General features: G+C 73.0%; 27 protein-coding genes. 8 read left to right on the top strand and 19 right to left on the bottom strand.

Annotation, left to right across the window (positions count from 1 at the left end; translation table 11 throughout):
* Positions 1-144 precede the first annotated feature (144 nt).
* From mutM to rsmD, 8 genes are all read right to left on the bottom strand, one after another.
* Complete coding sequence (mutM, locus tag ACFYL6_RS06030) at positions 145-1,002, bottom strand: bifunctional DNA-formamidopyrimidine glycosylase/DNA-(apurinic or apyrimidinic site) lyase (protein WP_387168079.1); 858 nt, start codon at positions 1,000-1,002, stop codon at positions 145-147.
* On the bottom strand, positions 995-1,918 hold the full coding sequence (gene rnc, locus ACFYL6_RS06025) for a ribonuclease III (RefSeq protein ID WP_387168076.1): 924 nt from the start codon (positions 1,916-1,918) through the stop codon (positions 995-997). Before rnc ends, mutM begins: the two co-directional genes overlap by 8 nt.
* Complete coding sequence (locus tag ACFYL6_RS06020; RefSeq protein ID WP_238659900.1) at positions 1,915-2,898, bottom strand: phosphate acyltransferase; 984 nt, start codon at positions 2,896-2,898, stop codon at positions 1,915-1,917. The genes rnc and ACFYL6_RS06020 overlap by 4 nt, the downstream gene beginning before the upstream one ends.
* 114 nt (positions 2,899-3,012) lie before the next feature.
* Positions 3,013-3,186, bottom strand: a complete 174-nt coding sequence (gene rpmF / locus ACFYL6_RS06015) for a 50S ribosomal protein L32 (RefSeq protein ID WP_030335284.1) — start codon at positions 3,184-3,186, stop codon at positions 3,013-3,015.
* Between the two features lie 5 nt (positions 3,187-3,191).
* Positions 3,192-3,755 (bottom strand): DUF177 domain-containing protein, encoded by a 564-nt coding sequence (locus ACFYL6_RS06010; RefSeq protein WP_091393061.1) that lies wholly within the window; start codon positions 3,753-3,755, stop codon positions 3,192-3,194.
* A 109-nt stretch (positions 3,756-3,864) separates the two neighbouring features.
* Positions 3,865-4,362, bottom strand: a complete 498-nt coding sequence (locus ACFYL6_RS06005; protein WP_030335287.1) for a hypothetical protein — start codon at positions 4,360-4,362, stop codon at positions 3,865-3,867.
* A 261-nt stretch (positions 4,363-4,623) separates the two neighbouring features.
* The gene (coaD, locus tag ACFYL6_RS06000) at positions 4,624-5,106 is read right to left on the bottom strand and encodes a pantetheine-phosphate adenylyltransferase (RefSeq protein WP_091393067.1); all 483 of its coding nucleotides are present in this window, start codon (positions 5,104-5,106) and stop codon (positions 4,624-4,626) included.
* Positions 5,103-5,666 carry a 16S rRNA (guanine(966)-N(2))-methyltransferase RsmD gene (rsmD, locus tag ACFYL6_RS05995; protein WP_387168071.1) on the bottom strand — a complete coding sequence of 188 codons (564 nt, stop codon included), beginning with the start codon at positions 5,664-5,666 and terminating at the stop codon, positions 5,103-5,105. The genes coaD and rsmD overlap by 4 nt, the downstream gene beginning before the upstream one ends.
* 397 nt (positions 5,667-6,063) lie before the next feature.
* Here rsmD and ACFYL6_RS05990 point away from each other — a divergent pair, with 397 nt between their 5' ends.
* Positions 6,064-7,206 (top strand): cell wall anchor protein, encoded by a 1,143-nt coding sequence (locus tag ACFYL6_RS05990; protein ID WP_387168068.1) that lies wholly within the window; start codon positions 6,064-6,066, stop codon positions 7,204-7,206.
* A 65-nt stretch (positions 7,207-7,271) separates the two neighbouring features.
* On the opposite strand, the gene recG is transcribed toward ACFYL6_RS05990, so the two are convergent.
* Both recG and ACFYL6_RS05980 read right to left on the bottom strand, forming a co-directional pair.
* The gene (recG, locus tag ACFYL6_RS05985) at positions 7,272-9,470 is read right to left on the bottom strand and encodes an ATP-dependent DNA helicase RecG (protein ID WP_387168065.1); all 2,199 of its coding nucleotides are present in this window, start codon (positions 9,468-9,470) and stop codon (positions 7,272-7,274) included.
* Positions 9,467-11,080, bottom strand: coding sequence for a DAK2 domain-containing protein (locus tag ACFYL6_RS05980; RefSeq protein ID WP_387168062.1), 1,614 nt, complete (start codon positions 11,078-11,080; stop codon positions 9,467-9,469). Before ACFYL6_RS05980 ends, recG begins: the two co-directional genes overlap by 4 nt.
* A gap of 287 nt (positions 11,081-11,367) precedes the next feature.
* Between ACFYL6_RS05980 and rpmB the strand changes: the two genes are divergently transcribed.
* Positions 11,368-11,559, top strand: a complete 192-nt coding sequence (gene rpmB, locus ACFYL6_RS05975; RefSeq protein WP_007456456.1) for a 50S ribosomal protein L28 — start codon at positions 11,368-11,370, stop codon at positions 11,557-11,559.
* 181 nt (positions 11,560-11,740) lie between these two features.
* Here rpmB and ACFYL6_RS05970 read toward each other — a convergent pair whose 3' ends face one another.
* Positions 11,741-12,202, bottom strand: coding sequence for a GNAT family N-acetyltransferase (locus tag ACFYL6_RS05970; RefSeq protein WP_387168055.1), 462 nt, complete (start codon positions 12,200-12,202; stop codon positions 11,741-11,743).
* 30 nt (positions 12,203-12,232) lie between these two features.
* The gene (locus ACFYL6_RS05965; protein WP_387168052.1) at positions 12,233-13,222 is read right to left on the bottom strand and encodes a thiamine-phosphate kinase; all 990 of its coding nucleotides are present in this window, start codon (positions 13,220-13,222) and stop codon (positions 12,233-12,235) included.
* Positions 13,223-13,318: 96 nt separating this feature from the next.
* On the opposite strand from ACFYL6_RS05965, the gene ACFYL6_RS05960 reads away from it, so the two are divergent.
* Positions 13,319-13,552 (top strand): Lrp/AsnC ligand binding domain-containing protein, encoded by a 234-nt coding sequence (locus ACFYL6_RS05960; RefSeq protein ID WP_030487446.1) that lies wholly within the window; start codon positions 13,319-13,321, stop codon positions 13,550-13,552.
* A 9-nt stretch (positions 13,553-13,561) separates the two neighbouring features.
* Positions 13,562-14,248 carry a DUF3515 family protein gene (locus tag ACFYL6_RS05955; RefSeq protein ID WP_387168049.1) on the top strand — a complete coding sequence of 229 codons (687 nt, stop codon included), beginning with the start codon at positions 13,562-13,564 and terminating at the stop codon, positions 14,246-14,248.
* Positions 14,249-14,303: 55 nt separating this feature from the next.
* Here the strand turns inward: ACFYL6_RS05955 and ACFYL6_RS05950 are convergent, their stop codons facing one another.
* Together ACFYL6_RS05950 and ACFYL6_RS05945 are read right to left on the bottom strand one after the other, a co-directional pair.
* On the bottom strand, positions 14,304-15,404 hold the full coding sequence (locus ACFYL6_RS05950; protein WP_387168046.1) for a D-alanine--D-alanine ligase family protein: 1,101 nt from the start codon (positions 15,402-15,404) through the stop codon (positions 14,304-14,306).
* A 195-nt stretch (positions 15,405-15,599) separates the two neighbouring features.
* Positions 15,600-15,818, bottom strand: a complete 219-nt coding sequence (locus ACFYL6_RS05945; protein ID WP_238657534.1) for a hypothetical protein — start codon at positions 15,816-15,818, stop codon at positions 15,600-15,602.
* 278 nt (positions 15,819-16,096) lie between these two features.
* Here ACFYL6_RS05945 and ACFYL6_RS05940 point away from each other — a divergent pair, with 278 nt between their 5' ends.
* Together ACFYL6_RS05940 and ACFYL6_RS05935 are read left to right on the top strand one after the other, a co-directional pair.
* Positions 16,097-16,942, top strand: coding sequence for a helix-turn-helix domain-containing protein (locus ACFYL6_RS05940; RefSeq protein ID WP_387168043.1), 846 nt, complete (start codon positions 16,097-16,099; stop codon positions 16,940-16,942).
* Positions 16,943-16,947: 5 nt separating this feature from the next.
* Positions 16,948-17,148 (top strand): DUF397 domain-containing protein, encoded by a 201-nt coding sequence (locus ACFYL6_RS05935; protein ID WP_124817266.1) that lies wholly within the window; start codon positions 16,948-16,950, stop codon positions 17,146-17,148.
* A gap of 41 nt (positions 17,149-17,189) precedes the next feature.
* Here the strand turns inward: ACFYL6_RS05935 and ACFYL6_RS05930 are convergent, their stop codons facing one another.
* The 5 genes from ACFYL6_RS05930 to ACFYL6_RS05910 form a co-directional block, all read right to left on the bottom strand.
* On the bottom strand, positions 17,190-18,239 hold the full coding sequence (locus ACFYL6_RS05930) for an ROK family protein (protein ID WP_387168039.1): 1,050 nt from the start codon (positions 18,237-18,239) through the stop codon (positions 17,190-17,192).
* Positions 18,240-18,445: 206 nt separating this feature from the next.
* Positions 18,446-19,225, bottom strand: a complete 780-nt coding sequence (locus ACFYL6_RS05925) for a putative protein N(5)-glutamine methyltransferase (protein ID WP_387168036.1) — start codon at positions 19,223-19,225, stop codon at positions 18,446-18,448.
* 7 nt (positions 19,226-19,232) lie between these two features.
* Positions 19,233-20,351, bottom strand: coding sequence for a cystathionine gamma-lyase (locus ACFYL6_RS05920; protein WP_387168032.1), 1,119 nt, complete (start codon positions 20,349-20,351; stop codon positions 19,233-19,235).
* A gap of 8 nt (positions 20,352-20,359) precedes the next feature.
* Entirely contained in the window at positions 20,360-21,367 is a 1,008-nt protein-coding gene (locus tag ACFYL6_RS05915) for an NAD(P)H-dependent glycerol-3-phosphate dehydrogenase (protein ID WP_387168029.1), read from the bottom strand.
* Positions 21,364-22,101: a lysophospholipid acyltransferase family protein gene (locus ACFYL6_RS05910; protein ID WP_387168026.1), complete on the bottom strand. Its 738-nt coding sequence runs from the start codon at positions 22,099-22,101 to the stop codon at positions 21,364-21,366. Before ACFYL6_RS05910 ends, ACFYL6_RS05915 begins: the two co-directional genes overlap by 4 nt.
* Positions 22,102-22,229: 128 nt before the next feature.
* Here ACFYL6_RS05910 and cofC point away from each other — a divergent pair, with 128 nt between their 5' ends.
* Together cofC and ACFYL6_RS05900 are read left to right on the top strand one after the other, a co-directional pair.
* Complete coding sequence (gene cofC, locus ACFYL6_RS05905; protein WP_387168023.1) at positions 22,230-22,877, top strand: 2-phospho-L-lactate guanylyltransferase; 648 nt, start codon at positions 22,230-22,232, stop codon at positions 22,875-22,877.
* A 58-nt stretch (positions 22,878-22,935) separates the two neighbouring features.
* A complete protein-coding gene (locus ACFYL6_RS05900) occupies positions 22,936-23,133 on the top strand; it encodes a cold-shock protein (protein WP_030335323.1) in 198 nt (65 codons plus the stop codon).
* The last annotated feature ends 13 nt before the right edge of the window (positions 23,134-23,146 follow it).

The raw sequence follows: 23,146 nt of genomic DNA, 5'->3' as shown, positions 1-23,146 counted from the left end.
ATCGACCCCGGCCCACCCTGGAACCACCGGACCGGGAGCGGGGGTGCCGTTCGTCGGGTGTCAGCCGCGATCCGCAGGGACACCGGGGTCCAGCCCGGAGCGACCCGCCGCGACCCGCCGGCATCGCCCCGAGCCGGCTCCGGGTCATCCCCGAAGGGAACCCCTGGGCCGTGGCTGACAGCGCGGGCAGCTGTACGAGGAGCGGTTCATGAACGCCTCGCGGCGGATCGGCGAACCGCACCGGCGGCACGGCTCGCCCTCGCGGCCGTAGGCGTTCAGCGCCCGGTCGAAGTAGCCACTCTCACCGTTGACGTTGACGTAGAGGGCGTCGAAGCTGGTGCCGCCCTCGCTGATCGCCTCGGCCAGCACGTCGCGGACGTGACCGAGCAGGCGGTGCGCGGCCGGCCCGGTCAGCGCGTCGGTGGGTCGCCCGCCGTGCAGCCGCGCCCGCCAGAGCGCCTCGTCGGCGTAGATGTTGCCCACCCCGGAGATCAGCGTCTGGTCGAGCAGGGCCCGCTTCACCTCGGTGTGCCGGCGGCGCAGCGCCGCGACGAACGCCTCGTCGGAGAACTCCGGGTCCATCGGGTCGCGGGCGATGTGCGCGATCTCGTCGGGCAACTCGGCGCCACCCTCGCTCACCGAGAGCCCGCCGAACGTGCGCTGGTCGACGAAGCGCAGCTCCGGGCCGTCGTCGGCGAACCGGAACCGGACCCGCAGGTGGGTCTCGTCCGTCGTGCCGGGTGGCTGGAGCAGCAGCTGACCCGACATACCGAGGTGCCCGACGATCGCGTCACCGCTGTCCAGTGGCAGCCACAGGTACTTGCCGCGACGGCGGGCGTCCAGCACCGTCCGGCCGGCGAGCACGTCGGCGAAGTGCACGTCCCCCGGAGCATGCCGACGGACCGCGCGTGGGTGACGAACCTCGACCGAGGCGATCCGCCGGCCGACGACCCACTGGGCCACCCCCTGCCGGACGGTCTCCACCTCGGGCAGCTCAGGCACGCTGCGGGCCCGTCTCGTGGCCGTCGGCACCCCCGGCCGGCAGCGCCTGCGCCAGGTGGTCGGCCCGCTCGGCCTGGGCCGCCCGGTCGGCGCGCTCCAGCGGCCCGAACGGCTCGTCCCGGTCGCCCGGGTCGTTCCGGTCGACCAGCTGGTCCTGGCGGTCGTCGCCGGCCCGACCATCCTGGCCGTCGTCGCCGTTCTGGCCGTTCTGCTCGGCGAGCGTCCGCCAGGCTGCCTCGGCGGCCCGCTGCTCGGCCTCCTTCTTGCTGCGCCCCTCGGCGCCGCCGTACCGGTTGCCGGCCACCACCACCCAGGCCGTGAACGTCTTGAGGTGATCCGGGCCGGTGCCCTCGATCCGGTACTCCGGCACGCCGAGCCCGAGCGCCGCCGTCAGCTCCTGGAGGCTGGTCTTCCAGTCCAGTGCGGCCCCGCGACCGGCCGACTCGGCCATCAGCGGGTCGAAGAGCCGGTGGATGACGATCCCCGTGGTGTCCAGGCCGTACTGGAGGTAGATCGCGCCGAGCAGCGCCTCCAGCGTGTCGGCGAGGATGCTCGCCTTGTCCCGGCCACCGGTGGTCTCCTCACCCTTACCGAGCAGCAGGTACGCGCCGAGCCCGTCCGGGCCCAGACCGCGGGCCACGTCGGCGAGCGCCCGCATGTTGACCACGCTGGCACGCAGCTTGGCCAACTGCCCCTCGGGCAGATCCGGGTGGTTGTGGAAGAGCGCCGTGGTGATCACCACGCCGAGTACCGAGTCGCCGAGGAACTCCAGCCGCTCGTTGGTGGGCAGCCCGCCGTTCTCGTACGCGTACGACCGGTGGGTCAACGCGCGCTGGAGCAGTTCGGGTTCCAGGCTCACTCCGAAGGCGGCTTCCAGGTGACCGACGGACGCCCGCCGCCGCTTGTCGTTGCTCATGTGCGTACCTCGGTGTCGGTGGAGCGATCGGTGCGATCCGTCGCGGCGTTGCCGTCGAGCAACGCGGAGACCAGTTCGGTGGCGCGCCGCCGCCACAGGTGGGCGGCGAGAGCTATGCCCGAGGCGACGTCGTCGGCGCGGGCGGACCCGTGGCAGACGACCACCGTCCCCGCGACGCCCAGCAGGGCCGCCGCGCGGGGCGCGCCGCCCTCGGCGGGTGGGCCGCCGGCCATCGCGTACGCGCCCTCGATGGCCTTGAGCAGCACGTTACCGGTGAAGCCGTCGGTGACGACCACATCGGCGCGCGCGCCGAGGGCCACGTCGTACCCCTCGACTAGACCGACGTAGCGCGCCCCACCGGGCAGCGGTTCGACGGCGAGCAGAGGGTCGGTGGCGCGGCGGACCCGGTCGCCCTTGCCAGCCTCGGTGCCGACCGAGAGCAGCCCGACCCGTGGTGCGGCGATCGAGTGGGCCACCGCGGCGTACGCGGCGCCGAGCACGGCGTGCCGGGCGAGGGTGGCCGGACGGGGTTCCAGGGAGCCGCCGACGTCGAGCAACACCACCGGCCCCGCTACGGCGGGCAGGGTGGCCGCCAGCGCGGGTTGGCGGATCTCCGGGGAGCGGCCGAGGCCGAGCACGGCGGCGGTGACGGTGGCGCCGGTGGCGCCAGCGGAGACCAGGGCGTCGGCGGTCCCGTCCCGGACGGCGGTGACCGCGGCCCGGACGGTGCTCTCGGCGCGGGCGGCGCTGGGATGGTCGGCCATCCCGACGACATCGCGGACGGGCCGCACCGTGATCCGGGCGCGTTGCGCCGGATCGAGGGCAGCAATCAGCTCGTCGGCGACCTCGGTCGGACCGACGAGAAGCAGATGCAGGTCAGGGTCGGCGCGCATGGCCCGCAGAGCGCCGTCAACCACGACGGCGGGAGCGTCGTCCCCGCCGAGGAGGTCAACGGCGATCCGCGCGGCGCCCGGCTCCACCGGAACGCCGGCCGGGGTGGGCCGGCCGGCGTCGGAGGGAGCCGGAGCACCGGGCGAATGCCAGGATGCGCGCGCCGCCCGACCTGGGGTCGGGGGCGTCACTCGGCGTCCAGGTCAGACCTCGAGAACCTGGCGGCCGTTGTAGGTGCCGCAGACGGAGCAGGCGGCGTGCGGCAGCTTCGGGGACTTGCACTGCGGGCACGCAACGGTCGCGACCACGGTCGCCTTCCAGTTCGCCCGGCGGGACCGGGTGTTGCTGCGCGACATCTTGCGCTTCGGGACGGCCACGGTTCTTACTCCTCTGTAACGGTCAGTTGCGACAGGCCCGCCCAACGCGGGTCGATCTGCTGGTGACTGTGGTCGGCCGGCAGATCGTCCCAGTGCGCCCCGCATTCGGGGCACAGTCCTGGGCAGTCCTCCCGGCAGAGCGGGTTGGTCGGCAGCGTGAGCACCAACGCGTCCCGCAGCGCCGGCTCCAGGTCGATCAGATCGCCCTGCATCCGGCCCACCTCGTCCTCGTCGGTCGTGGCGTCCGTGGTGCTGTCCTCGTACGCGTACAGCTCCTGGATCGTCACGCCCATCGAGTCGTTGATCTCGCGCAGGCAACGGCCGCACTCGCCCCGGACGGGACCGGTGATGGTCCCGGAGACGAGCACGCCCTCGGACACCGACTGCAACCTCAGATCGAGGTCGAGGTCCGCGCCCTCCGGCACGCCGATCAACTCCACACCGAGGTCCGCCGGTGCCGGCACGACCCGCCGGACCTCACGCAACGCGCCAGGGCGACGCGGCAGGTCCCTCGTGTCGAGGACCAACGGCGACCTGGGGTTGAGTGTCGAAGGCGAGTGCTTGGGCATAGTTAGACTCCGGCCGGTGAGAGGCCGACAAAAAAGGTTACCTGGACGACGCCCGGACCGTCGAACCGGGGGCGATGTCCGCCTGAGAAGTCGGCTGGTGAGGTGCCGCTCAGAAGGGTAGCGGGCGTTCCGCCTCGTCCCCAGCGAAGGTGCCGATCTCCCGCAGCGCGTGCATCTTGTCCCGGCCGCGCTCTATCGAGGCCAGCGCCCGGGTGAGGAACTGCTCGAAGTTGGCCAGCGCGGTGTCGACGTAGTCGTCGACCTCCTCACGCAGGCGCTGCGCCTCGGCGCGGGCCTCGCCGATGATCCGGGCACCCTCGTGCTCGGCCGACACGGTGATCTCGTTCACCGAGACCAGGCGGGCGTGTTCTGCCTCACCCTCACTGATGATCCGGTCCGCCTCGCGCTTGCCGGCTTCCATGATCTTGTCGCGCTCCTCCAGGAGCGCGGCGGCGCGACGCAGGTCGGCGGGGAGATCGGCGCGCATCTCATCGAGGGCAGCGATCATCTCACCCCGGTCGACCATGCAGTTGTTGCGCGACATCGGGACGGAGCGGGCCTGCTCCAGGATGGCGATCAGTTCGTCGATGCGATCGAGCGGGTCCACCGGCTACCTCACTCCTGTCGTTCGTCGGCCGACCTCCATGATGCGGGCTACGGCCGTTCCCCGCGTCACCAATCATGTCGTGCCCGCCCCACCGCCGCCCCACTCACCCCAACCCGGCGAGTCGCGACATAGTCACCCCGCGCCCACCCCGCCGCCGCTCCCGCGCCGATCTTGCACTTTCGGTTGCGCCAAAGCACCCCGGAAGGGGCGAACCGGGCACCATAAGTGCAAGATCGCGGAGGTGACGGGGGTCAGGGCAGGTCAGGGACGGGGGCCCAGGCGGGCCTGGAGAGCTTCGCGGACCGGATCCGGGACGTGGGCGGAGATGTCGCCACCCCACTTGGCCACGTCCTTGACCAGACTCGACGAGAGGAACGAGTAGAGCGGGTTGGTCGGCATGAAGAGCGTCTCGACGCCGGCCAGACCGATGTTCATCTGGGCCATCTGCAACTCGTAGTCGAAGTCGCTGACCGCCCGCAGGCCCTTGATCAGCACACTGGCCTGCTGGGCCCGGCAGAAGTCCACCAGCAGCCCTCGGAACGACTCGACCCGCACGTTGCCGTACGACGAGGTCACCTCGCGGAGCATCTCGATGCGCTCCTCGACGGTGAACAGGCCACTCTTCGACTGGTTCACCAACACACCGACGATCACCTCGTCGAAGAGCCGACTGGCCCGCCCGATGATGTCGAGGTGTCCGTTGGTGACCGGGTCGAACGAACCGGGACACACCGCACGTCTCATGATCGGCGACCGTACCAAAGGGTGGTCTCGCCGTAACGGCGACTGCGCTCGGGGGTGATCCCGTCCACCCAGTCGAACTCCCTGGTCCGGCGGGACCGCTCCACCACCACCAACGCGTCGGGCACCAGCCAGCCGCCACCGACCAGCGCGGCCAACATGGCGGTGATCTCCTCGTCCGGCACCGCGTACGGCGGGTCGGCGAAGACCACGTCGTACGGCTCGCCGTCCGGTCCGGCGGGCAGCACCGTCGCCACCTTGCCGGTGACCAGGCGGGCCGCCGGACCGGCGCGGAGGGCCGCCACGTTCTCCCGGATCACCCGGGCCGCCCGCGGGTCGGACTCGACCAGCAGCACGTGTCGCGCCCCCCGGGAGAGCGCCTCCAGCCCGACCGCGCCGGAGCCGGCGTACAGGTCGGCGAAGCGGGCGCCGTCGAGATCGACCTCGGCCTGGACGGCACTGAAGAGCGCCTCCCGGACCCGGTCCGAGGTGGGTCGGGTGCCGGCGCCGGGGGGCGCGGCGATCCGCCGGCCACCGAGCGTCCCGGCCACGATCCGGGTCACCGTTTCCTCCTGCTCATGCCCGCGACGCTACGCGATGCGGCGCGGAGCCGGTCAGCACGGCGCGGATCCGGGGAACTGGCCAGCCGGCGCCGGCGCGGAGCACCTGAGCAGCCCCGACGGCGCGGCATCCACGGTGGAGCCGCGACCGGGCGGACCGTCCCCAGTGATCGGACCGGCACCTTCGGTATATCAAAGATCACGAATCGACTACATTGCCGGATGGCAATGATCTGAACTCCCCTCATTAACCACCCATCAGTACAGTCTCCCCCTGTCCCCGCTTTCGCTGCGGGAACACCACCGCGTCGCGCGACGCCCCGGTGAGCAGGTGACTCCCCGGTCACGATGCCTCCCGGCCTCCCGCCACGCGATCCGTACCCCCTCACCAGGAGCAGGCGTGAACCCTCCCAAGTCTCCGTTCCGGCGCGTCGCGGCCATCGCCGCAGGCGCGCTGATCGGCCTCGCCGGCGTCGTGACGTTCGCCGCACCCGCCAGCGCCCACCACAGCGAGATCCAGGTCAAGGCCGACTGTGACACCGCCACCGGCGAGTGGGTGGCCACCTGGACCGTCAAGACCTTCGCCCCGGGCGACGTCACCAGCTACAAGTTCAGCGAGGTCTCGGCGAAGACGTACGTCGGCGACACCGCCAGCGACGCCACCATCGTCGGCATCACGGCGACCGAGGAGAAGGTCTACCCGTACGCCGTCAAGGACGCGGTGACCGCCACCCAGCGCCTGGACGCGAAGACCACCAAGGCCACCCTGTCGGTGCGGGCCATGTGGAACAACGAGTTCGTGGACGACCAGCTGCGCTCGGCGTCGATCGAGTTCAGTGGCACCTGCGCCAAGGAGCAGCCGCCGGTTCCGGCGACCCCCAAGCCGACCGCCAACGTGGCCTCGGACTGTGACGGCGACGTCGTCGTCAAGCTCGGCAACGCCGAGGACGCCACCGCTCCGGCGAAGTTCACCATCACCGGTGCCGGCGACTTCACCAAGGACGCCACCGTCGCCCCCGGCGACACCAAGTCGGTGAAGGTGCCCGCCAAGAACGCCACCGCCATCAAGGTGGTCGCCGACGGTGTGGAAAAGCCGCTCTTCGAGGGCACGCCCGCCGCTGCCGAGAACTGCGTCGAGCCCGGCGAGCCGGCCGGTAGCTACAAGTCGACCTGCACCGAGCTGATCTTCGACATCGCCAACCCGGCGGATGGCAAGACGATCACCATCACCTTCACCCCGAACAAGGGCAAGGCCCAGACGCTGACCGTCGAGCCGGGCAAGAGCGGCACCGTCACCTTCCCGGCCCACGAGGGTCTGACCGTGACCCCGACCGCCGAGGGTCTTGACGACAGCAGCCCGATCGCCTGGGAGAAGCCGGCCGACTGCACCCCGGGTCAGGGTGGCGGCGACAAGGACGAGCCGGCGCTGCCGCTGACCGGTGCTGCCACCGGCGGCATCATCACCGGCGCCGTGGTGCTGCTCGCCGCCGGTGTCGCCCTGTTCGTGGTGGCCCGTCGTCGTCGGGTTCGCTTCACCGCCTGAGACAACCCGCTCTGACACCTGAGGGCGCGTCGACCATCCGGTCGGCGCGCCCTCAGCCATCTTTGTCAGCCCTTTTCCAGGTACTCCGCGCGGTCCTCGTCCACCAGGGCGGCCACCGAGGCGGCCAGCGCCGGACTGCGGGTCAGCTCCGGGTCGTCCTCGATCAGGGTGATCGCCTCGGCGCGGGCGTCGCGGATCAGGTCGGCGTCGCGGCGCAGGGACAGCAACCGCAGGTGTGAGCGGTGCCCCGACTGGGTGGCACCCAGCACGTCGCCCTCGCGGCGCTGCTCCAGATCAAGCTCGGCGAGCTTGAAACCGTCGCTCGTGGACGCCACCGCGTCCAGCCGCTCCCGCGCCGACGACCCCTCGGCCGCCTCGCTGACCAGCAGGCACAGCCCGGCGGCGGCGCCCCGGCCGACCCGGCCCCGCAACTGGTGCAGCTGGGAGACACCGAACCGGTCGGCGTCCAGCACGATCATCACGGTCGCGTTCGGCACGTCCACGCCGACCTCGACCACTGTCGTCGCCACCAGCACGTCCAGGTCACCGGCCGCGAAGGAACGCATCACCGCGTCCTTCTCGTCGGCCGGCAGGCGACCGTGCAGCACCCCGATCCGCAGGCCGTGCAGCGGACCCTCGGCCAGCAGCGGAGCCACCTCGGTCACCGCCAGCGGCGGCCGCCGCCCGTTGTCGTCCTCGGGTGGCGGCTCCTCGTCACTGGTCGGGCCGTCACCAATGCGCGGGCAGACCACGTACGCCTGGTGGCCGGCGGACACCTCCTCGCGCAGCCGACGCCAGGCCCGCTCCAGGTAGGCCGGCTTCTCGGCGGCCGGCACCACGTGCGAGGCGATCGGCGACCGCCCCCGGGGCAGCTGGGAGAGCGTGGAGACCTCCAGGTCGCCGTAGACGGTCATCGCCACCGTGCGCGGGATCGGGGTGGCCGTCATCACCAGCACGTGCGGCGGCTGGTCGGCCTTGGCCCGCAGGGCGTCGCGCTGCTCCACACCGAAGCGGTGCTGCTCGTCGACCACCACCAGGCCGAGGTCGGCGAAGTCGACCCCCTCGTAGAGCAGGGCGTGGGTGCCGAGCACGATGCCGGCGGCGCCGCTGGCCACCTCACCGAGCGCCCGGCGGCGGGCCGCCGCACCCAGCGAGCCGGTGACCAGCTCGACCCGGGTGGCGTGCTCGGCGGAGCCCAGCTCACCGGCCCGCCCGAGCGGCCCGAGCAGGTCGAGCATGCCGCGGTGGTGCTGGGCGGCCAGCACCTCGGTGGGCGCCAGCAGCGCGGCCTGCCCGCCCGCGTCGACCACCTGGAGCATCGCCCGCAGCGCCACCACCGTCTTGCCCGAGCCCACCTCGCCCTGCAACAGGCGGTGCATGGGGTGCGGGGTGGCCAGGTCCGCCGCGATCTCCACACCCACCTCACGCTGACCGGCCGTCAGCTCGTACGGGAGTCGGGCGTCGAAGGCCTCCAGCAGCCCGCCCGGGCGCGCCGGGCGGGGCCGGGCCGGCCAGTCGGCGGCCCGGTGCTTGCGCTGCACCAGGGTCACCTGCACGGCGAAGGCCTCGTCCCACTTGAGGCGTCGCCGCGCCTGGTGCAGCGCCTCCTTGCTGGACGGCCGGTGGATCTCGGTCAGCGCGGCGCCCAGCCCGACCAGCTTGCGGCTGGCCCGCACGGCGCTCGGCAGTGGATCGTCCGGTGGGGTGAACGTGTCCAGGACGACGCGCACACAGCGCGCGATCACCCAGGTCGGTACGGCCGCGGCGGCCGGGTAGACCGGGATCAGCGCACCGGCGAACTCCTCGATGTCGTCGCTGACCGCCGCCTCGCCGTCGCCACCCTCGCCGAGCAGGACGTACTCCGGGCCGTTGAGCTGCCGTTTGCTCCGGAACTCGGTGACCTTGCCGGCGAACAGGCCCCACCGGCCGGGGCGCAGCTCGCGCTCGCGCCACGCCTGGTTGCCGAAGAAGGTCAACGTCAGCACCCCGCCGGAGCCGTCGCCGACGGTCACCTCCAGCAGGTTGCCCCGCCGCTGACGCATCGGGCGCACCGCGGTGCGCTGCACCTGGGCCAGCACGGTGACCTGCTCACCGACGTCCAGTGAGCGGATGTCGGTGTGCTCACCACGCTCGTCGTAGCGACGCGGGAAGTGGTAGACCAGGTCACCCGCGGTGTGCAGGTCGAGGTGCGAGGCCAGCGCCTTGGCTGTCTTGTCCCCGACCAGCTTCTTCAGCGGAGTGTCCACCGTGGCTGGTTCGCTCATTCGATCCCTACCAGGAGCGGATAAAACGGCTGGCCGCCCGGGTACGCGTGCACCTCGACGAACGGCCAGCGTCGCGCGACGTGCGCGCGGACGGCATCGGTGAGCCCGGCCGGGGCGTCCACCCCGGCCAGCAGGGTGACCATCTCGCCACCACCGCCGAGCATCCGGTCGACCACTGCCGCGCAGGTGTCGGTGAGGTCGGTGCCGATCAGGTGCACCTCCCCCTCCACCAGCGCCAGCACGTCACCGGGACGGCACGGGCCGGCCACGGTCAGCGCCTCGCGGCTGGCATGGCAGACCTCGGCGTAACGGCAGGCGCCAGCGGCCTCGGCCATCGCGATGACGTCGTCCTCGAAACGGCGGTCACCGTCGCGGACCGCGAGGGCTGCGAGGGCCTGCACCGGTGAGCGGGTCGGCACCACGCTCACCTTGATGCCGTACCGGTGGGCCTCGCGGGCGGCCGCGCTCGCCACCGCCTCGGTGTTGGCGTCGTTGGGCAGCACCACCACCCGGGCCGCGCCGGTGCTGCGGACGGCGTCCAGCAACTCACCCGTGGACGGGTTGCCCGGCACCACGGTGGCCCCCTCCGCGGCGAACAGGTCGGCGATGCCGCCGCCGGTGGCCACCACCACCGCGGCCCGGCCGGCCACCACCGGGCCGGAGGGCGACTCCGGCTGGTCGGCGAAACGGGTCACCGAGATCCGGTACGGCCGACCGGCGGCGACACCAGCCTCGACCGCCGCGCCCACGTCGTTGACGTGCACGTGCACGTTCCAGGTGCCTTCCGGCTCACGCCCGTCGCCGACGACGACAAGCGAGTCTCCCAGGGCGTCCAGTGCCCGCCGCAGCCCGGCGATCGCCTCGGCGCGGGCGTCGAGCAGGAACTGCACCTCGTACGCGTACTCGTCGGAACCGGTCTCCCGGGCGACGGTGGCCGCCGGGCGGGCGGAGCGCGGCGTCGGCGCGGGCCGGGCCGTGCGTTCCCCGGTCAGCACCTCGACCAGGGCGTCGAGGAGCACGCAGAGCCCTCGGCCACCGGCGTCGACCACGCCCGCGCGGGCCAGCGCGGGCAGCTGCTCCGGGGTGCGGGCGAGCGCCGCGGCCGCCGCCCGGGCCGCGACGCCGGCCACCGCCGGCAGGTCGTCGCTGTCCGCCTCTTCGGCCGCCGCGGCGGCCGCCGCGACCACGGTGAGCACTGTGCCCTCGACCGGCCGGGAGACAGCGGTGTACGCGGCGGCGGTGCCGGAGCGCAGCGCGGCGGCGAACTCCCGGCCGCGCACCGCCGGCACCCCGGCGGCCTGGTCGGCGAAACCACGCAGGATCTGCGAGAGGATCACCCCGGAGTTGCCCCGCGCGCCGAGCAGCGCGCCCTGGGCCATCAGCCGCAGCGCGTGCCCGTGGGCGGTCGGCCCGCTGTCGGGGAGAGTGTCCAGATCCATGGCGAGGGCCTGCTGGGCCGAGGTGAGGGTGAGCACCAGGTTGGTGCCGGTGTCGCCGTCGGGCACCGGATAGACGTTGAGCTGGTCGATCTCGCCCTGGTGGCGCTTCAGTGCGGCCAACCCGCTCGCGCACCAGCGGCGGACCGCGGCGGCGTCGAGGGTGTCCAGCACGGGCAGAAGCCTACTGGCGCGCACCGACACCCGTCGGACTCGTCCGGCGTGTCCTCCGCGCCCCGATCCGCCGCTGGCCGCGGCGGCGACGAGCCCCTCCGGTACCCTTGCCGCCGGGCCGGCCAACCGTCGGGCGGACGGGCCCACGACCAGGCGTGAGCCGGGGCACGGGCGAGCGCCGGACCGGGCCGGTTGGCCGGGTCGGCGACTCATCGGGTAACCTGACCAGGTTGCCCGGGCAGCACCTGCCGGCGACCTCATGAACGTATCAATCCCAGGAGTATCCCGTGGCTAGCGTGTGCGACGTCTGTGGCAAGGGACCGGGCTTCGGCCACAACGTGTCCCACTCGCACCGGCGGACCAACCGCCGCTGGAACCCGAACATCCAGTCGGTGCGTACCCCGGCCGGTGGCGGCAACACCAAGAAGTTGCAGGTCTGCACCTCGTGCATCAAGGCCGGCAAGGTCACCCGCGCCTGACGCGGTAGCACCCACCTTCTCGTTCGGCTCAGCCGGCGAACCCCGAGGGTTCGCCGGCTGAGTCGTGTCCGTCGGCCGACGCCGCACGCCGGCCCGCCAACGCCTGGCACGCAGGCCCGGCCGGGCCGACCGTGACGCGGCACACCGGCCAGGCCGGGCCCGCCAAGGGCTGGCCCGCAGGTCAGAGGGTGCGGCCGAAGGAGATGCAGCCCTCCGCGTCCTTGTAGAAGCCGAAGTTCGGGATCCGCTCGTACCCGGCGGAGCCGTACATGGCGATCGCCTCGGGCTGCTTGTCGCCGCATTCCAGGACCACCCGCTTGCGGCCCTGCTCGCGGGCTGAGCGCTCGACGGCCGCCAGCACCGCGCGGGCCACCCCCCGCCCCCGCGCCGCCGGGGCCGTGTACATCCGCTTCAGCTCCGCGGTGTCGGCGCCGTGGCTGCGCCAGCCACCGCAGCCGACCGGCTCGCCGGCCAGGTAGGCGACGAGGAACGCGCCGTTGGGCGGCTCGAACTCGGCCGCGTCCACCGGGGTGTCGTCGCCGGTGCCGCCGTAGCGGGCACCGAGGTCGGCCAGTGCGGCGTGGATCAGGTGCTGTGCCACCGGTGCGTCGAACCGCACCGCCCGGATCTCGATCTCACTCACGGTGTCCAGGGTACGGCGACGCCCGGGGCTTCACCGGAAGTGGTCCCAGCCGGTCGGGCCGTCGTGTGCGACGCCGTCGACCGTCACACCGGCACCGTCCGTGACCAGGCCGATCCGCCGCCAGCCCGGCGGCAGCACCACCGCCGGGGGGAAGGTCGCGGCCAGCGCGTGGTCGTCGCCACCGGCGAGGATCCAGGTGTACGGGTCGACGCCGAGTGCCTGCGCCGCGTCGGCCATCTGCCGGGGCACCTCGAACCCGTCCCGGCGTACGTCGATCGCCACCCCGCTGGCCGCCGAGACGTGCCCGAGGTCGGCCAGGAGCCCGTCCGACACGTCGATCATGGAGGTGGCGCCGAGTTCGGCGGCCTGCGGGCCGGCCTGGTAGGGCACCTGCGGCCGCCGGTACGCCTCGACCAACAGCCGGGGGGTGCGGAAGCCCCGGGTCAGCACGGTCAGCCCGGCCGCCGCGTACCCGGTGCGCCCGGCCAGGGCGAGCACGTCCCCGGGTCGGGCGCCGGACCGCAGCACGGGGGGGCGGCCCGCCAGATCGCCCAGCGCGGTGACCGCGACGGTCAGGGTGGGGCTGGCCGACATGTCCCCGCCGACGACGCTCGCGCCGACCGTCGCGGCCTCGGCGGAGAGCCCGTCGGCCAACTCCTCCGCCCAGCCGGTGTCCAGGTCCGCCGGCATGCAGAGAGCGACCAACAGGGCGGTCGGCGTGGCACCCATCGCCGCGATGTCCGCCAGGTTGGCCGCTGCCGCCCGGTGCCCGACGTCCCGGGCCGAGGACCAGTCCCGTCGGAAGTGCCGCCCGTCGACCAGCACGTCGGTGGAGGCGGCCACCCGGCCGTCCGGCGCGGCCACCACCGCCGCGTCGTCGCCCGGGCCGAGCAGGGTCGTCGGCCCGTACGACAGCCGGGCGGTGATCCTTCCGATCAGCCCGAACTCCCCGATGCCGGACACACCGACGCCACCGCGGGCGTTCCGCCCGTGCTGCCCGGCTCCGCCGTGCTCGCTCACCGCTGCTCCTTGACGACCGATAGGAATCAGACCTGCTCCGTAAGGTAGTTTCACCCTTCGGGCCGCTCCCGGGCGGCGACGGACGGAGGTCGAGTCGTGGTACAGGCGTACATCCTCATCCAGACCGAGGTCGGCCGCGCACGTGACGTGGCGGGTCTCATCGCGGACATCCCCGGCGTGGTACGCGTCGACGCCGTCACCGGGCCGTACGACGTGGTCGTCCTCACCGAGGCGAACACCGTCGACGAGCTCGGCAAACTCATCGTCAGCAAGGTGCAGATGGTGCCCGGCATCACCCGCACCCTCACGTGTTCGGTGGTGCGGCTGTAAGTGGACGAGATGACGACCTCCTCCTCGGCTCTGGACGACGACGACGCGGCGCGCGACGCGGCCGACGGGACGCCCGAGCCGGCCGACGGTAACCGCGAGTCGACCGATCCCGCCGCCGCCGCGCCGGCCGGCCGCGATCGGACCATGCGGGGCGCGGCCCTGCTGGCCACGTTGATCGCGCTGCCGATCACGCTGCTGGTGGCCGTGCTGGCCTTCAGCAAGCTCAGCCCGGGCACGCCGGCTGCCGCGCCGACCCCCTCCGCGACCACCGCCCGGGTGCAGTCCACCGCCCCGGTGGAGATGGCCGCCCCGGCGCTGGCCGCCCGCCCGGCCACGGTCTGCCGGGCCCTGCTCTCGCAGCTTCCGGCGAGCATCCGCGACCTGGCCCAGCGGCCGGTCACCGCCGGTCCGGAGCAGAACGCCGCGTACGGCGACCCCGCGCTCACCGTGGCCTGCGGTGGCACCGAGCCGGCCTTCCCCAGCACCGACGAGGTCTGGACGGTCAACCAGGTCTGCTGGCACCTCGCCGAGCAGGCGGACGCGGCGGTCCTCTCCACGGTCGACCGGGAGACGCTGATCACCGTGCGCGTCCCACGCTCGTACGAGCAGCCGTTGCAGTGGTTGCCGACGATCTCCAGCACGATCGTGGCGAGCGTGCCCTCCGGCGGCGCCATCCCGTCCGGCTGCCAGCACTGACCTCGAAGCCGACTCCGCCCGCGCCGGCTGACCTGCGCGGGCGGGGCCGGACGGCTCAGTGCAGGCCGACGCCGCGCCGCTGGGCGGTACGGATCAGCCGGTTGACCAGCTTTGGGTACTCCAGGCCGGAGGCCGCCCACATCCGCGGGAACATCGACGTCGGGGTGAAGCCGGGCATCGTGTTGATCTCGTTGAGGTAGACGTCCAGCTCCGGGGTGACGAAGAAGTCGGCCCGGGCCAGACCTGCGCAGTCCAGCGCGGTGAACGCGCGGACCGCGTACTCCTGCACCTGACGGGTCACCTTCTCCGGCAGGTCGGCCGGAATGTCGTACTCGCAGGAGTCGTCGAGGTACTTCGCCTCGAAGTCGTAGAAGTCGTGGTCGGCGACGACCCGCACCTCGGCCAGCACGGACGCCTCGGGCGCGCCACCCGCCTCGCCCTCCAGCACACCGCACTCGATCTCGCGGCCGACGATCGCGGCCTCGATGATGACCTTCGGGTCGAACTGCCGGGCGGCGGCGACGGCCGCGTCCAGCTCGGCCCAGTCGGTGACCTTGCTGACGCCGAACGACGACCCGGCCCGGGACGGCTTGACGAAGACCGGCAGGCCGAGCCGCTCCTTGTCCTGCTCGCTGAGCGTCATCCCGTTGCGCAGCACGGCGTACGTGCCGACCGGGATGCCCTCGACGGCGCAGAGCTTCTTGGTGAACTCCTTGTCCATGGCGGCCGCGGAGGCGAACACGTTCGCCCCGACGTAGGGGATGCCGGCCATCTCCAGCATTCCCTGGATGGTGCCGTCCTCGCCGTAGGTGCCGTGCAGCACCGGGAAGACCACGTCCACGTCGGCCAGCGCCCGGGGGCCCTCGGTCGGGTCGAGCACCATCAGGCCGTTGCCGGTGGGGTCGGCGCGCAGCACGATGTCGTCGCCGGAGTCGGCGGTGATCTCCGGCAGCTGACGGGCGTTGATCGCGAGCTGGGCGGGGTCTCCGTTGGTCAGTACCCACTGGCCGGCCCGGGTGATGCCCACCGGCACCACCTCGAACTCGTCCGGGTCGAGTGCGCCGAACACGCTGCCGGCGCTGACGCAGGAGATGCCGTGCTCCGGGCTGCGGCCGCCGAAGACGATCGCCACGCGGGTCTTGCCTGGGGTGGTCACTCCGGTCACCTCTTCGTACGCGACTGCGGCTGGTCGTGCTCGCCGGTGGCGCTCACCCGGTTGACCTTACTGTGCGTGGCCACAGGACGAGGCGATACCCGGCGAGCCACGGCACGACACGGCAATCGGTCATCGGAGGATATACGGTGCGTGATCGGTCGGAAGTGGTGTCGCAGACCGCTGACCTGGGTCTACTCAGTCCCGGGAGTGCCGGCGGCCGACCGCGATCACCTTCACCCGCTGCCGGCCGGCGCGCACCATGCCCAGCGCCATGAACGCTCCGGCGATGCGGTCGGCGGCCTCCCGGCTGCTGGCGCCGACGACCTGCCGGCGCCGTTCCGGCGCGACCCGCTCGTTGCGGTGGACACCCTCGACGGGACGAACGTCGGTGAGCACCACGAGGAAGCGGGTCATCGCACGCCGCCCGAGGGTACGGCGGGGGGCTCCGGGCGGCTTCGCACGTCGTCTCCTTCCGGCAGGCCGGGATGGTGGGGCGGCACGCGACGATCGGGTACGGGGGAGAAACCCGATCGCCGCGCGCCCCATCCCCTCCGGTCGCTCACCACCACCGTCGCCACGACAACCGGCGGTGAGGACGCGATAACAGATTGACACGTGTACAGCCGTGAATGCAACTCTCATCGACGTTCTCTCATGCAGACGTTCCCGCAAATGTGTGCGACCATCGATGCATGGCCCCGAAGACCGCCCGTGCCCGCCGGCTCGGCATCGCCCTGCGCCACCACCGGGAAGCCGCCGGGCTGACGCTGGAGACAGCGGCGGATGAGATCAACAGCACCCGCAGCACCCTCTCCCGGTACGAGAACGCCCAGACCCTGATCAGCCCGGCCACCGTGCGCGCCCTGCTCACGTCGTACGGGGTGGGTGCCGAGGAGGTGGCCGCGGCGGTGCAGCTCGCCAAGGACGCCCGCAAGCCGGGCTGGTGGGTGTCGTACTCCTACCTGCTGGATCCACGCACCATCGACTTCATCGCACTGGAGGCCGAGGCGACCGCCATCGCCAACTTCGAGCCCTCGGTGGTGCCCGGCCTGTTGCAGACCGCCGACTACATCCGTGGCGTGATGCGCGGCGGGCCGCACACCCTCGGCGACGACCTGGTGGAGCAGCGGGTCAAGGTCCGGCTCGACCGGCAGCAGCGGCTCACCGCTGACCAGCCGCCCATCCTCGACGCGATCATTGACGAGGGCGCGCTGCTACGCCCGGTCGGTGACGAGTCGGTGATGAACGGGCAACTACGGCACCTGGTCAAGATGGCCGAGTTGCCGAACATCAGCGTCCAGGTGATTCCGCTCTCCGCCGGCTACCACCGGGGCACCCGGGGTTCCCTGCACATCCTCGAGTTCGCCGACCCGGAGGACCCGATCATCGCGTCGGTGGAGACCGTTGCGGGGCAGATGATCCTCGACCGCGCTGGCGAGACGCGTACCTGCACCAAGATCATGGAGCATCTCCGAAGCGTGGCGCTCAGCCCGGCGGACAGCCGCGAGATGCTCCTGTCAGTCCTGAAGGGACGGTAGGACCGATGACCCCGATGATCACAGCGGCCTTGGCCGCGGCGCCGTGGCGCAAGAGCAGCCGCAGCGGCGACGAAGGCGCCTGCGTGGAGGTGGCCGCGATCCCGCGGCTGGTGGCCGTCCGCGACTCCAAGGACCCGGCCGGCCCGGCCCTGCTGTTCCCAACGGCGGCCTGGGCCGCCTTCGCCCAGGCGCCGCCCCAGCGCTGACCAGAGGTGCCGAGCCGGCGCGGGTCGAGCCCCGCGCCGGCTCAGGCAACCAGCGGACTGGGCTCGGGAACGACGCGTAGCGCCTCCAGCGCGGCGATCGCGACGCCTCGGGCACCGGCCATGTCCCGGTCCGGCACCAACGCGAAGGTGGCCACCGCCGCCTGCTCCTCGCGGAGCACGGTGTGCTCGCGGACCGTCGCCAGGAACCAGTCGCGGAACTCCGGTGCCGCCTCCACCACCCCGCCGCCGACGAAGTACGCGTGCGGGTCGGTGAAGTTCGCGGCGACGGTGAACAGCCGCCCCAACGCCATCGCCTGCTGGGTGAAGAGGTCCCGCGCGAGGGCGTCCTCCCGCTCCCCGTACCCCCGGACCAGCTTGGCCGCCCGGGCCACCGGCTCGGCGGCGAGCGGGTGGTCGGGGTACCGGGTCAGCCAGTACGGCAGCAGGTTGCGTTCGATGCCGGTCAGCGAGGCGACGCTCTCCACATCCCCGGTGAAGCCGCAGGCGCAGGTGGGCTCCGGCTGGCCCGGGCCGAGCAGCCCGTTCAGCGGGATGTGCACGTGGCCCAGCTCCCCCGCCATCCCGGCCGCACCGGCGATCACCCGGCCGCCCTCGACCACACCGCCGCCGAGGCCGGTGCCGACGATCGCGGACACCGACGAGCGGTTCATCGCGTCGGCGCCGAAGTAGACGTGGTGTGCGTAGAGCGCGGCCGCGTTGCCGTCGTTGTGATAGACCACCGGCAGGCCGAGCCGGCGCTCCAACGCCCCGCGCACGTCGAAGCCGCGCCAGGCCGGCTGGGAGAAGTTGGTGGAGCCCCGCGACGAGATGACGCCTTCGGCACTGGCCGGACCGGGAGTGTCCAGCCCGACCGCCCGGACCAGGTCACGCGGCACGCCGGTCTGTGCCAGGGCGCCGTCCAGCGCCCGGGCCAACGCCTCGATCGCCGCCTCCGGCCCGGACCGCACCTCGCTGGGGATCTCCAACAGCCCGTCCACCAGGAAGTGGCCGTCCACCGTCAGCACGGTGGCGTTGTTGCTGGTGCCGCCGTTGTCCAGCCCGACGACCACCGGCACCCCTGCGCTGCCCACCGAAACCGCCTCCCGCCGTCATGAGTGTGAGCCGAGGCTAGTGCCAACCCCTCTCCCCCGCCACGCCCGGCCCGCCCGAGCAGCCTCAGCCCGCCGTGTACCCGAGCGCCCCGGCAGTTCTCCACGGCCGATCAAGGAGTTGTGGTGGGGGACAAAGAACTCGTCATGGCGCTCAACGGGCACCACAACTCCATGATCGACTCGGGTCAGGGACGGCGGGCGAAGACCGCGGTGGCGTCCAGGTCTTCGTTGTGTCTGACCGTTGGGACCAGGCCGGCTGCTTGGAAGGCGGCGCAGAGGGCTTCTACCTGGGTGGTGCCGGCTTCTACCACCAGGTGGCCGCCCGGGGTCAGCCAACCGGCGGCGTCGGCACCGACCCGGCGCAGCACGGAGAGCCCGTCCGGGCCACCGTCGAGCGCCACCGGGGCCTCGTGCAGTCGCGCCTCCGGCGGCATCAGCGCGACCGCGTCGGTCGGCACGTACGGGGCGTTGGCGACCACCAGGTCCAGCCGACCCCGCCACTGCCGGGGCAGTGGCCCGAAGAGGTCACCCTCGTACACCTCGGCGTTCAGCCCGACGACGTTGCGGCGCGCACATGCCACGGCCGCCGGGTCGATGTCGGCGGCGGCCAGCCAGCGCGGCGCGAGCCGGTGCGCCAGCGCGACAGTGGTGGCCCCGGAGCCGCAGCAGAGGTCGACCACGGCCGGTGCCGAGCCGGTCAGCTCGGCCGCCACCTCGACCAGCAGGGCGGTCCGGGCGCGGGGCACGAAGACGCCCTCGTCGACGGCGATCCGCAGACCGCAGAACTCCGCCCAGCCGAGCAGGTACTCCAACGGTTCGCCGGCCACCCGACGGTCGGTCAGGTCGGCCAACGCCGCCGGGCTGCGCGCGGCGGCCAGCAGCAGCTCGGCCTCGTCCTCGGCGTAGACACAGCCGGCGGCCCGCAACCGGCCCACCAGAGCGGCCCGGTCGGAGGATGACGGCAACGCCAACTCAGGCCGGGCCGGTGGCGTCGAGCGCGGCGGCGATGTCGGCCACCAGGTCCGCGGTGTCCTCGGCGCCGCAGGAGAGCCGGACGAAGCCGGGAGCGGTGTCGTCGCCCCACTGCGCCCGCCGGTCCGCCGTGGTGTGCAGGCCACCGAAGGAGGTCGCCGCCGCCACCAGCCGGGCGGCCTCGACGAATCGGCCCACCCGGTGGGCGTCGCCCAGGTCGAACGAGAGCACCCCCGGTATCCGGCGCATCTGCGCCGAGGCCACCGGGTACGCGGGGTCGTCCGGCCGCCCCGGCCACCGCAGGCCGGTCACGTCCGACCGGCTGGCGAGCAGGTCGACGACCGCGGCGGCGTTCGCGCTCTGCCGTGCCAACCGCAGGTCGAGAGTGGCCAGTGACCGGTGGGCCAGCCAGGCGTCGAACGCTCCCGGAACCGCACCGGTGGTGGTACGCCAGGTCGTCACCGCGTCGATCAGCTCGGCCGACCGGCTGGCCAGGTAGCCCAGCAGCAGGTCGGAGTGGCCGGTGAGCGCCTTCGTGCCGGAGGCGACCACGAGGTCGGCCCCGAGATCCAACGGGCGCTGACCGAGCGGGGTGGCCGTGGTGTTGTCCACCGCGAGCAGCGCCCCGGCGGCGTGCGCCCGCTCGGCCAGGGCCGCCACGTCGACCACATCGAGGCCCGGGTTGGCGGGCGTCTCCACCAGCACCAGCCGGACGCCCTCGAACGACGGGTACGGCCCGACTGTCGGCACGAACACCACCCGGACGCCGATGGCCTCCAGCACGTTGGTGGCGAACGCCCGGACCGGGAAGTATCCGTCGGTGGGGAGCACCACGGTGTCCCCCGGCCGCAGCAGGGTGAGCAGCAGGCCGGTGATGGCCGCCTGACCTGTCGCGAAGACCCGGCAGTCACCGCCCTCCAACTCGCCCACCGCCGCCTCCAGCAGCCGCCGGGTCGGGTTGTCGGGGCGACCGTAGCCGTTCGGCGACGTGCCCTGGCCCTCGAACGGGTCGAGGTGGTACGGCGCGGCGAAGACCGGGCCCGGCAGGAACGGGTCCCCCGGTGCCGGTTCGGGCAGGCCAGCGCGTACGCAGCGGGTGCCGTCGCCCCACTCGCTCATCAGGTTCCTCACTCGTACGACTCGGGTTTGGCGGTGCGGCTCATCAGGGTCTCCACGGCGAGGCGCGGGTCCATCCCCTCGTGGCAGATCCGCTCGACGTGCTCGGTGATCGGCATCTCCACGCCGTGCGCCCGGGCCAGGTCGCGGATCGCCAGACAGCTCTTCACGCCCTCGGCGGTCTGCCGGGTGGCGGCCTGGGCCTGCTCCAGCGTCTCGCCCCGGCCCAGATGCTCCCCGAAGGTGCGGTTGCGGGCCAACGGGGACGAGCAGGAGGCGACCAGGTCGCCCATGCCGGCGAGGCCGGCGAAGGTGATCGGGTCCGCACCGAGCGCCACGCCCAGCCGGGCCGTCTCGGCCAGCCCACGGGTCATCAGCATGGCCCGGGTGTTGTCACCGAATCCCATCGCGGTGGCGATGCCGTACGACAGGGCGATCACGTTCTTGACCGCCCCGCCCAGCTCACAGCCGATCACGTCGTCGTTGGTGTAGGGACGCAGGTAGGGCGTCCGGATCGACGACTGGACGAGCGTGGCGCGGTCGCTGTTCGTCCCGGCGACCACCGTCGCGGCGGGCTGCTCGGCGGCGATCTCCGGGGCCAGGTTCGGGCCGGACACGACGACCACCCGGTCGGCGGCGACCCCGGCGGTCTCCACGATGACCTCGCTCATCCGCTTGGTGGTGCCCAGCTCGATGCCCTTCATCAGCGACACCAGGGTGGAGTCCGGGTGCAGGTGCCCGGCCCACTCGGCGAGGTTGCCCCGCAGGGTCTGCGACGGCACGGCCAGCACCACCAGCTCGGCGCCGGTGATCGCCTCGACGGCGTCGGCGGTGGCGGTGACCCGGGCCGGCAACAGCAGGTCGGGCAGGTACTCCGGATTGCGACGCTCGGCCCGGATGCACTCGGCGACCGGCGCGCGGCGGGCCCACACCGTCACGTCCCGCCCCGCGTCCGCGAGGATCTTGGCGAAGGCGGTGCCCCAGGAACCGGCACCGAGCACCGCGACGTGACCGCTCATGCCGCTTCGTCCCGCTGCTCACGGCCGACGGAGGACCGGGCCGGTCGCTCCCACAGTGGCGGCGGGGTACCACCACGAATCTCGGCGAGCATGTCCCGCAGCCGCAACATGATGGTGTCCGTCATCTCCTCGAGGGTGGCCCGGGTCGGCTGGGCGTCCGCCCACCGGCTCAGGTCGATCGGCTCCCCGGCGGCAACGGTCACCGGGATCCGGGGGCGCAGGCTGACCCGCGTCGTCCGCGGGTCGAAGATCCGTTCCGGCCCCCACATCACCACCGGTACGACCGGGGCGCCGGTGGCCAGGGCCAGCCGGGCCGCACCGGTCTTGGCCTTCATCGGCCAGAGGTCCGGCTGTCGCGTGGTGGTGCCCTCAGGGTAGATCACCACCGCGCCACCCTCGTCGAGCGCGGCGACCAGTGCGTCCAGCGAGCGGACGGCGTCCACGCTGCCCCGCTCGACCGGGATCTGCCGGCACCGGTGCAGGATCCAGCCGACCACCGGCACCCGGAACACACTGGCCTTGCCCAGGTACTGCGGCCAGCGCCCGGAGTCGTAGATGAAGTGCGCGGACACCAGCGGGTCGGCGTGGGAGATGTGGTTCGCCACGATGATCACGCCGCCGTCGTGGTGGAGATGCTCCTGACCACGCCAGGTACGCCGGGTCCAGACGGTCATCACCGGCTTCACCAGCCCCACGGCGAACCGTTGCCAGAACCCCAGCCTCCGCCGTGCCACTGTGCCTCCTCGTCGCGCCCCAACCCCGCCGCGAAATCCCGCCCGCGACACCCGCAGCGGAAATCATGCCTGCTCGCCCCCGGTACGGCCAGCGAGGGGCCCGTCGTCCGGCTGGCAGGATTGCGGACGTGAGTCAGCCGAGGTGGACCGTGGTGGTGCCGGTGAAGCGGCTGGCCGTGGCCAAGAGCCGACTGCGGGGCGCGCTGCCTGGCGTACCCCACGAGGAGTTGGCGCTGGCCCTGGCGGCCGACACGCTCCGCGCGGTGCTGGCCTGCCCGGCGGTCGCCGAGGCCCGGGTGGTGACCGACGACGCCCGGGTGGCGGCGGCGGCGCGGGCCGTCGGCGCCCGGGTGCTGCCCGACGAACCGGACGCCGGTCTGAACCCCGCGTTCCGGCACGGGGCGGCCGGGGCCGCCGCCGGATGGGTGGCCGGGATCACCGCGGACGTGCCGGCGCTACGCCCGGCCGAGCTGGCCGGCGCGCTGCTCGCGGCGCAGAACGGCCGACCCGCGGTGCGCCGGTTCCTGCCGGACGCACCCGGCGGGGGCACGGTGCTGCTCACCGCCCCGCCGGGCGTGCCGCTGGATCCTCGCTTCGGGGTGGGCTCGGCGGTCGCGCACGCGGCGAGCGGGGCGTTGCCGCTCGACGGCGACTGGCCCAGCCTGCGCCGGGACGTGGACACCGCCGCGGACCTAACCGCCGCCGCCCGGCTCGGGCTCGGGCCGCGCACGGCCGCGCTCGTGGCCGCCGGTCGCCCCGCCCGCGCCGCCGGCTGAGCCACCCGGTGGGCTGAGCCCGCGCCACGGGGTGAACCCCCGGGTGTACGGTGCCAGCATGCAGGGCACGGTGGCCAGCTACGACGCGGCGACGCGCAGCGGTGTCCTGCTGCTCGACGACGGCACCGAGATGCGCTTCCCCGCCCGGGCCTTCGACGCCTCCGGGCTGCGACTTCTCCGGCTCGGCCAGCGGGTCCGCATCGACACCGATCCCGACGGCGAGGTCGTCCGGGTGACATTGCCGACGATGATCTGAGCCGGCGAGCCCA

It is taken from the genome of Micromonospora sp. NPDC007208, from assembly GCF_042869175.1.
GTDB lineage: Bacteria > Actinomycetota > Actinomycetes > Mycobacteriales > Micromonosporaceae > Micromonospora > Micromonospora foliorum.
This window is presented reverse-complemented; position numbering and strand designations above follow the sequence as displayed.

What these genes read in the sequence shown, in the direction of transcription:
- ACFYL6_RS06010 (WP_091393061.1), bottom strand. Translation starts at nt 3,755, where the DNA reads ATGCCCAAGCACTCGCCTTCGACACTCAACCCCAGGTCGCCGTTGGTC.
- ACFYL6_RS05945 (WP_238657534.1), bottom strand. Translation starts at nt 15,818, where the DNA reads ATGACCCGCTTCCTCGTGGTGCTCACCGACGTTCGTCCCGTCGAGGGT.
- ACFYL6_RS05935 (WP_124817266.1), top strand. Translation starts at nt 16,948, where the DNA reads ATGACCCCGATGATCACAGCGGCCTTGGCCGCGGCGCCGTGGCGCAAG.
- ACFYL6_RS05940 (WP_387168043.1), top strand. Translation starts at nt 16,097, where the DNA reads ATGGCCCCGAAGACCGCCCGTGCCCGCCGGCTCGGCATCGCCCTGCGC.
- recG (WP_387168065.1), bottom strand. Translation starts at nt 9,470, where the DNA reads ATGAGCGAACCAGCCACGGTGGACACTCCGCTGAAGAAGCTGGTCGGG.
- ACFYL6_RS05900 (WP_030335323.1), top strand. Translation starts at nt 22,936, where the DNA reads ATGCAGGGCACGGTGGCCAGCTACGACGCGGCGACGCGCAGCGGTGTC.
- ACFYL6_RS05915 (WP_387168029.1), bottom strand. Translation starts at nt 21,367, where the DNA reads ATGAGCGGTCACGTCGCGGTGCTCGGTGCCGGTTCCTGGGGCACCGCC.
- ACFYL6_RS05955 (WP_387168049.1), top strand. Translation starts at nt 13,562, where the DNA reads ATGACGACCTCCTCCTCGGCTCTGGACGACGACGACGCGGCGCGCGAC.
- ACFYL6_RS05920 (WP_387168032.1), bottom strand. Translation starts at nt 20,351, where the DNA reads ATGAGCGAGTGGGGCGACGGCACCCGCTGCGTACGCGCTGGCCTGCCC.
- rnc (WP_387168076.1), bottom strand. Translation starts at nt 1,918, where the DNA reads ATGAGCAACGACAAGCGGCGGCGGGCGTCCGTCGGTCACCTGGAAGCC.
- coaD (WP_091393067.1), bottom strand. Translation starts at nt 5,106, where the DNA reads ATGAGACGTGCGGTGTGTCCCGGTTCGTTCGACCCGGTCACCAACGGA.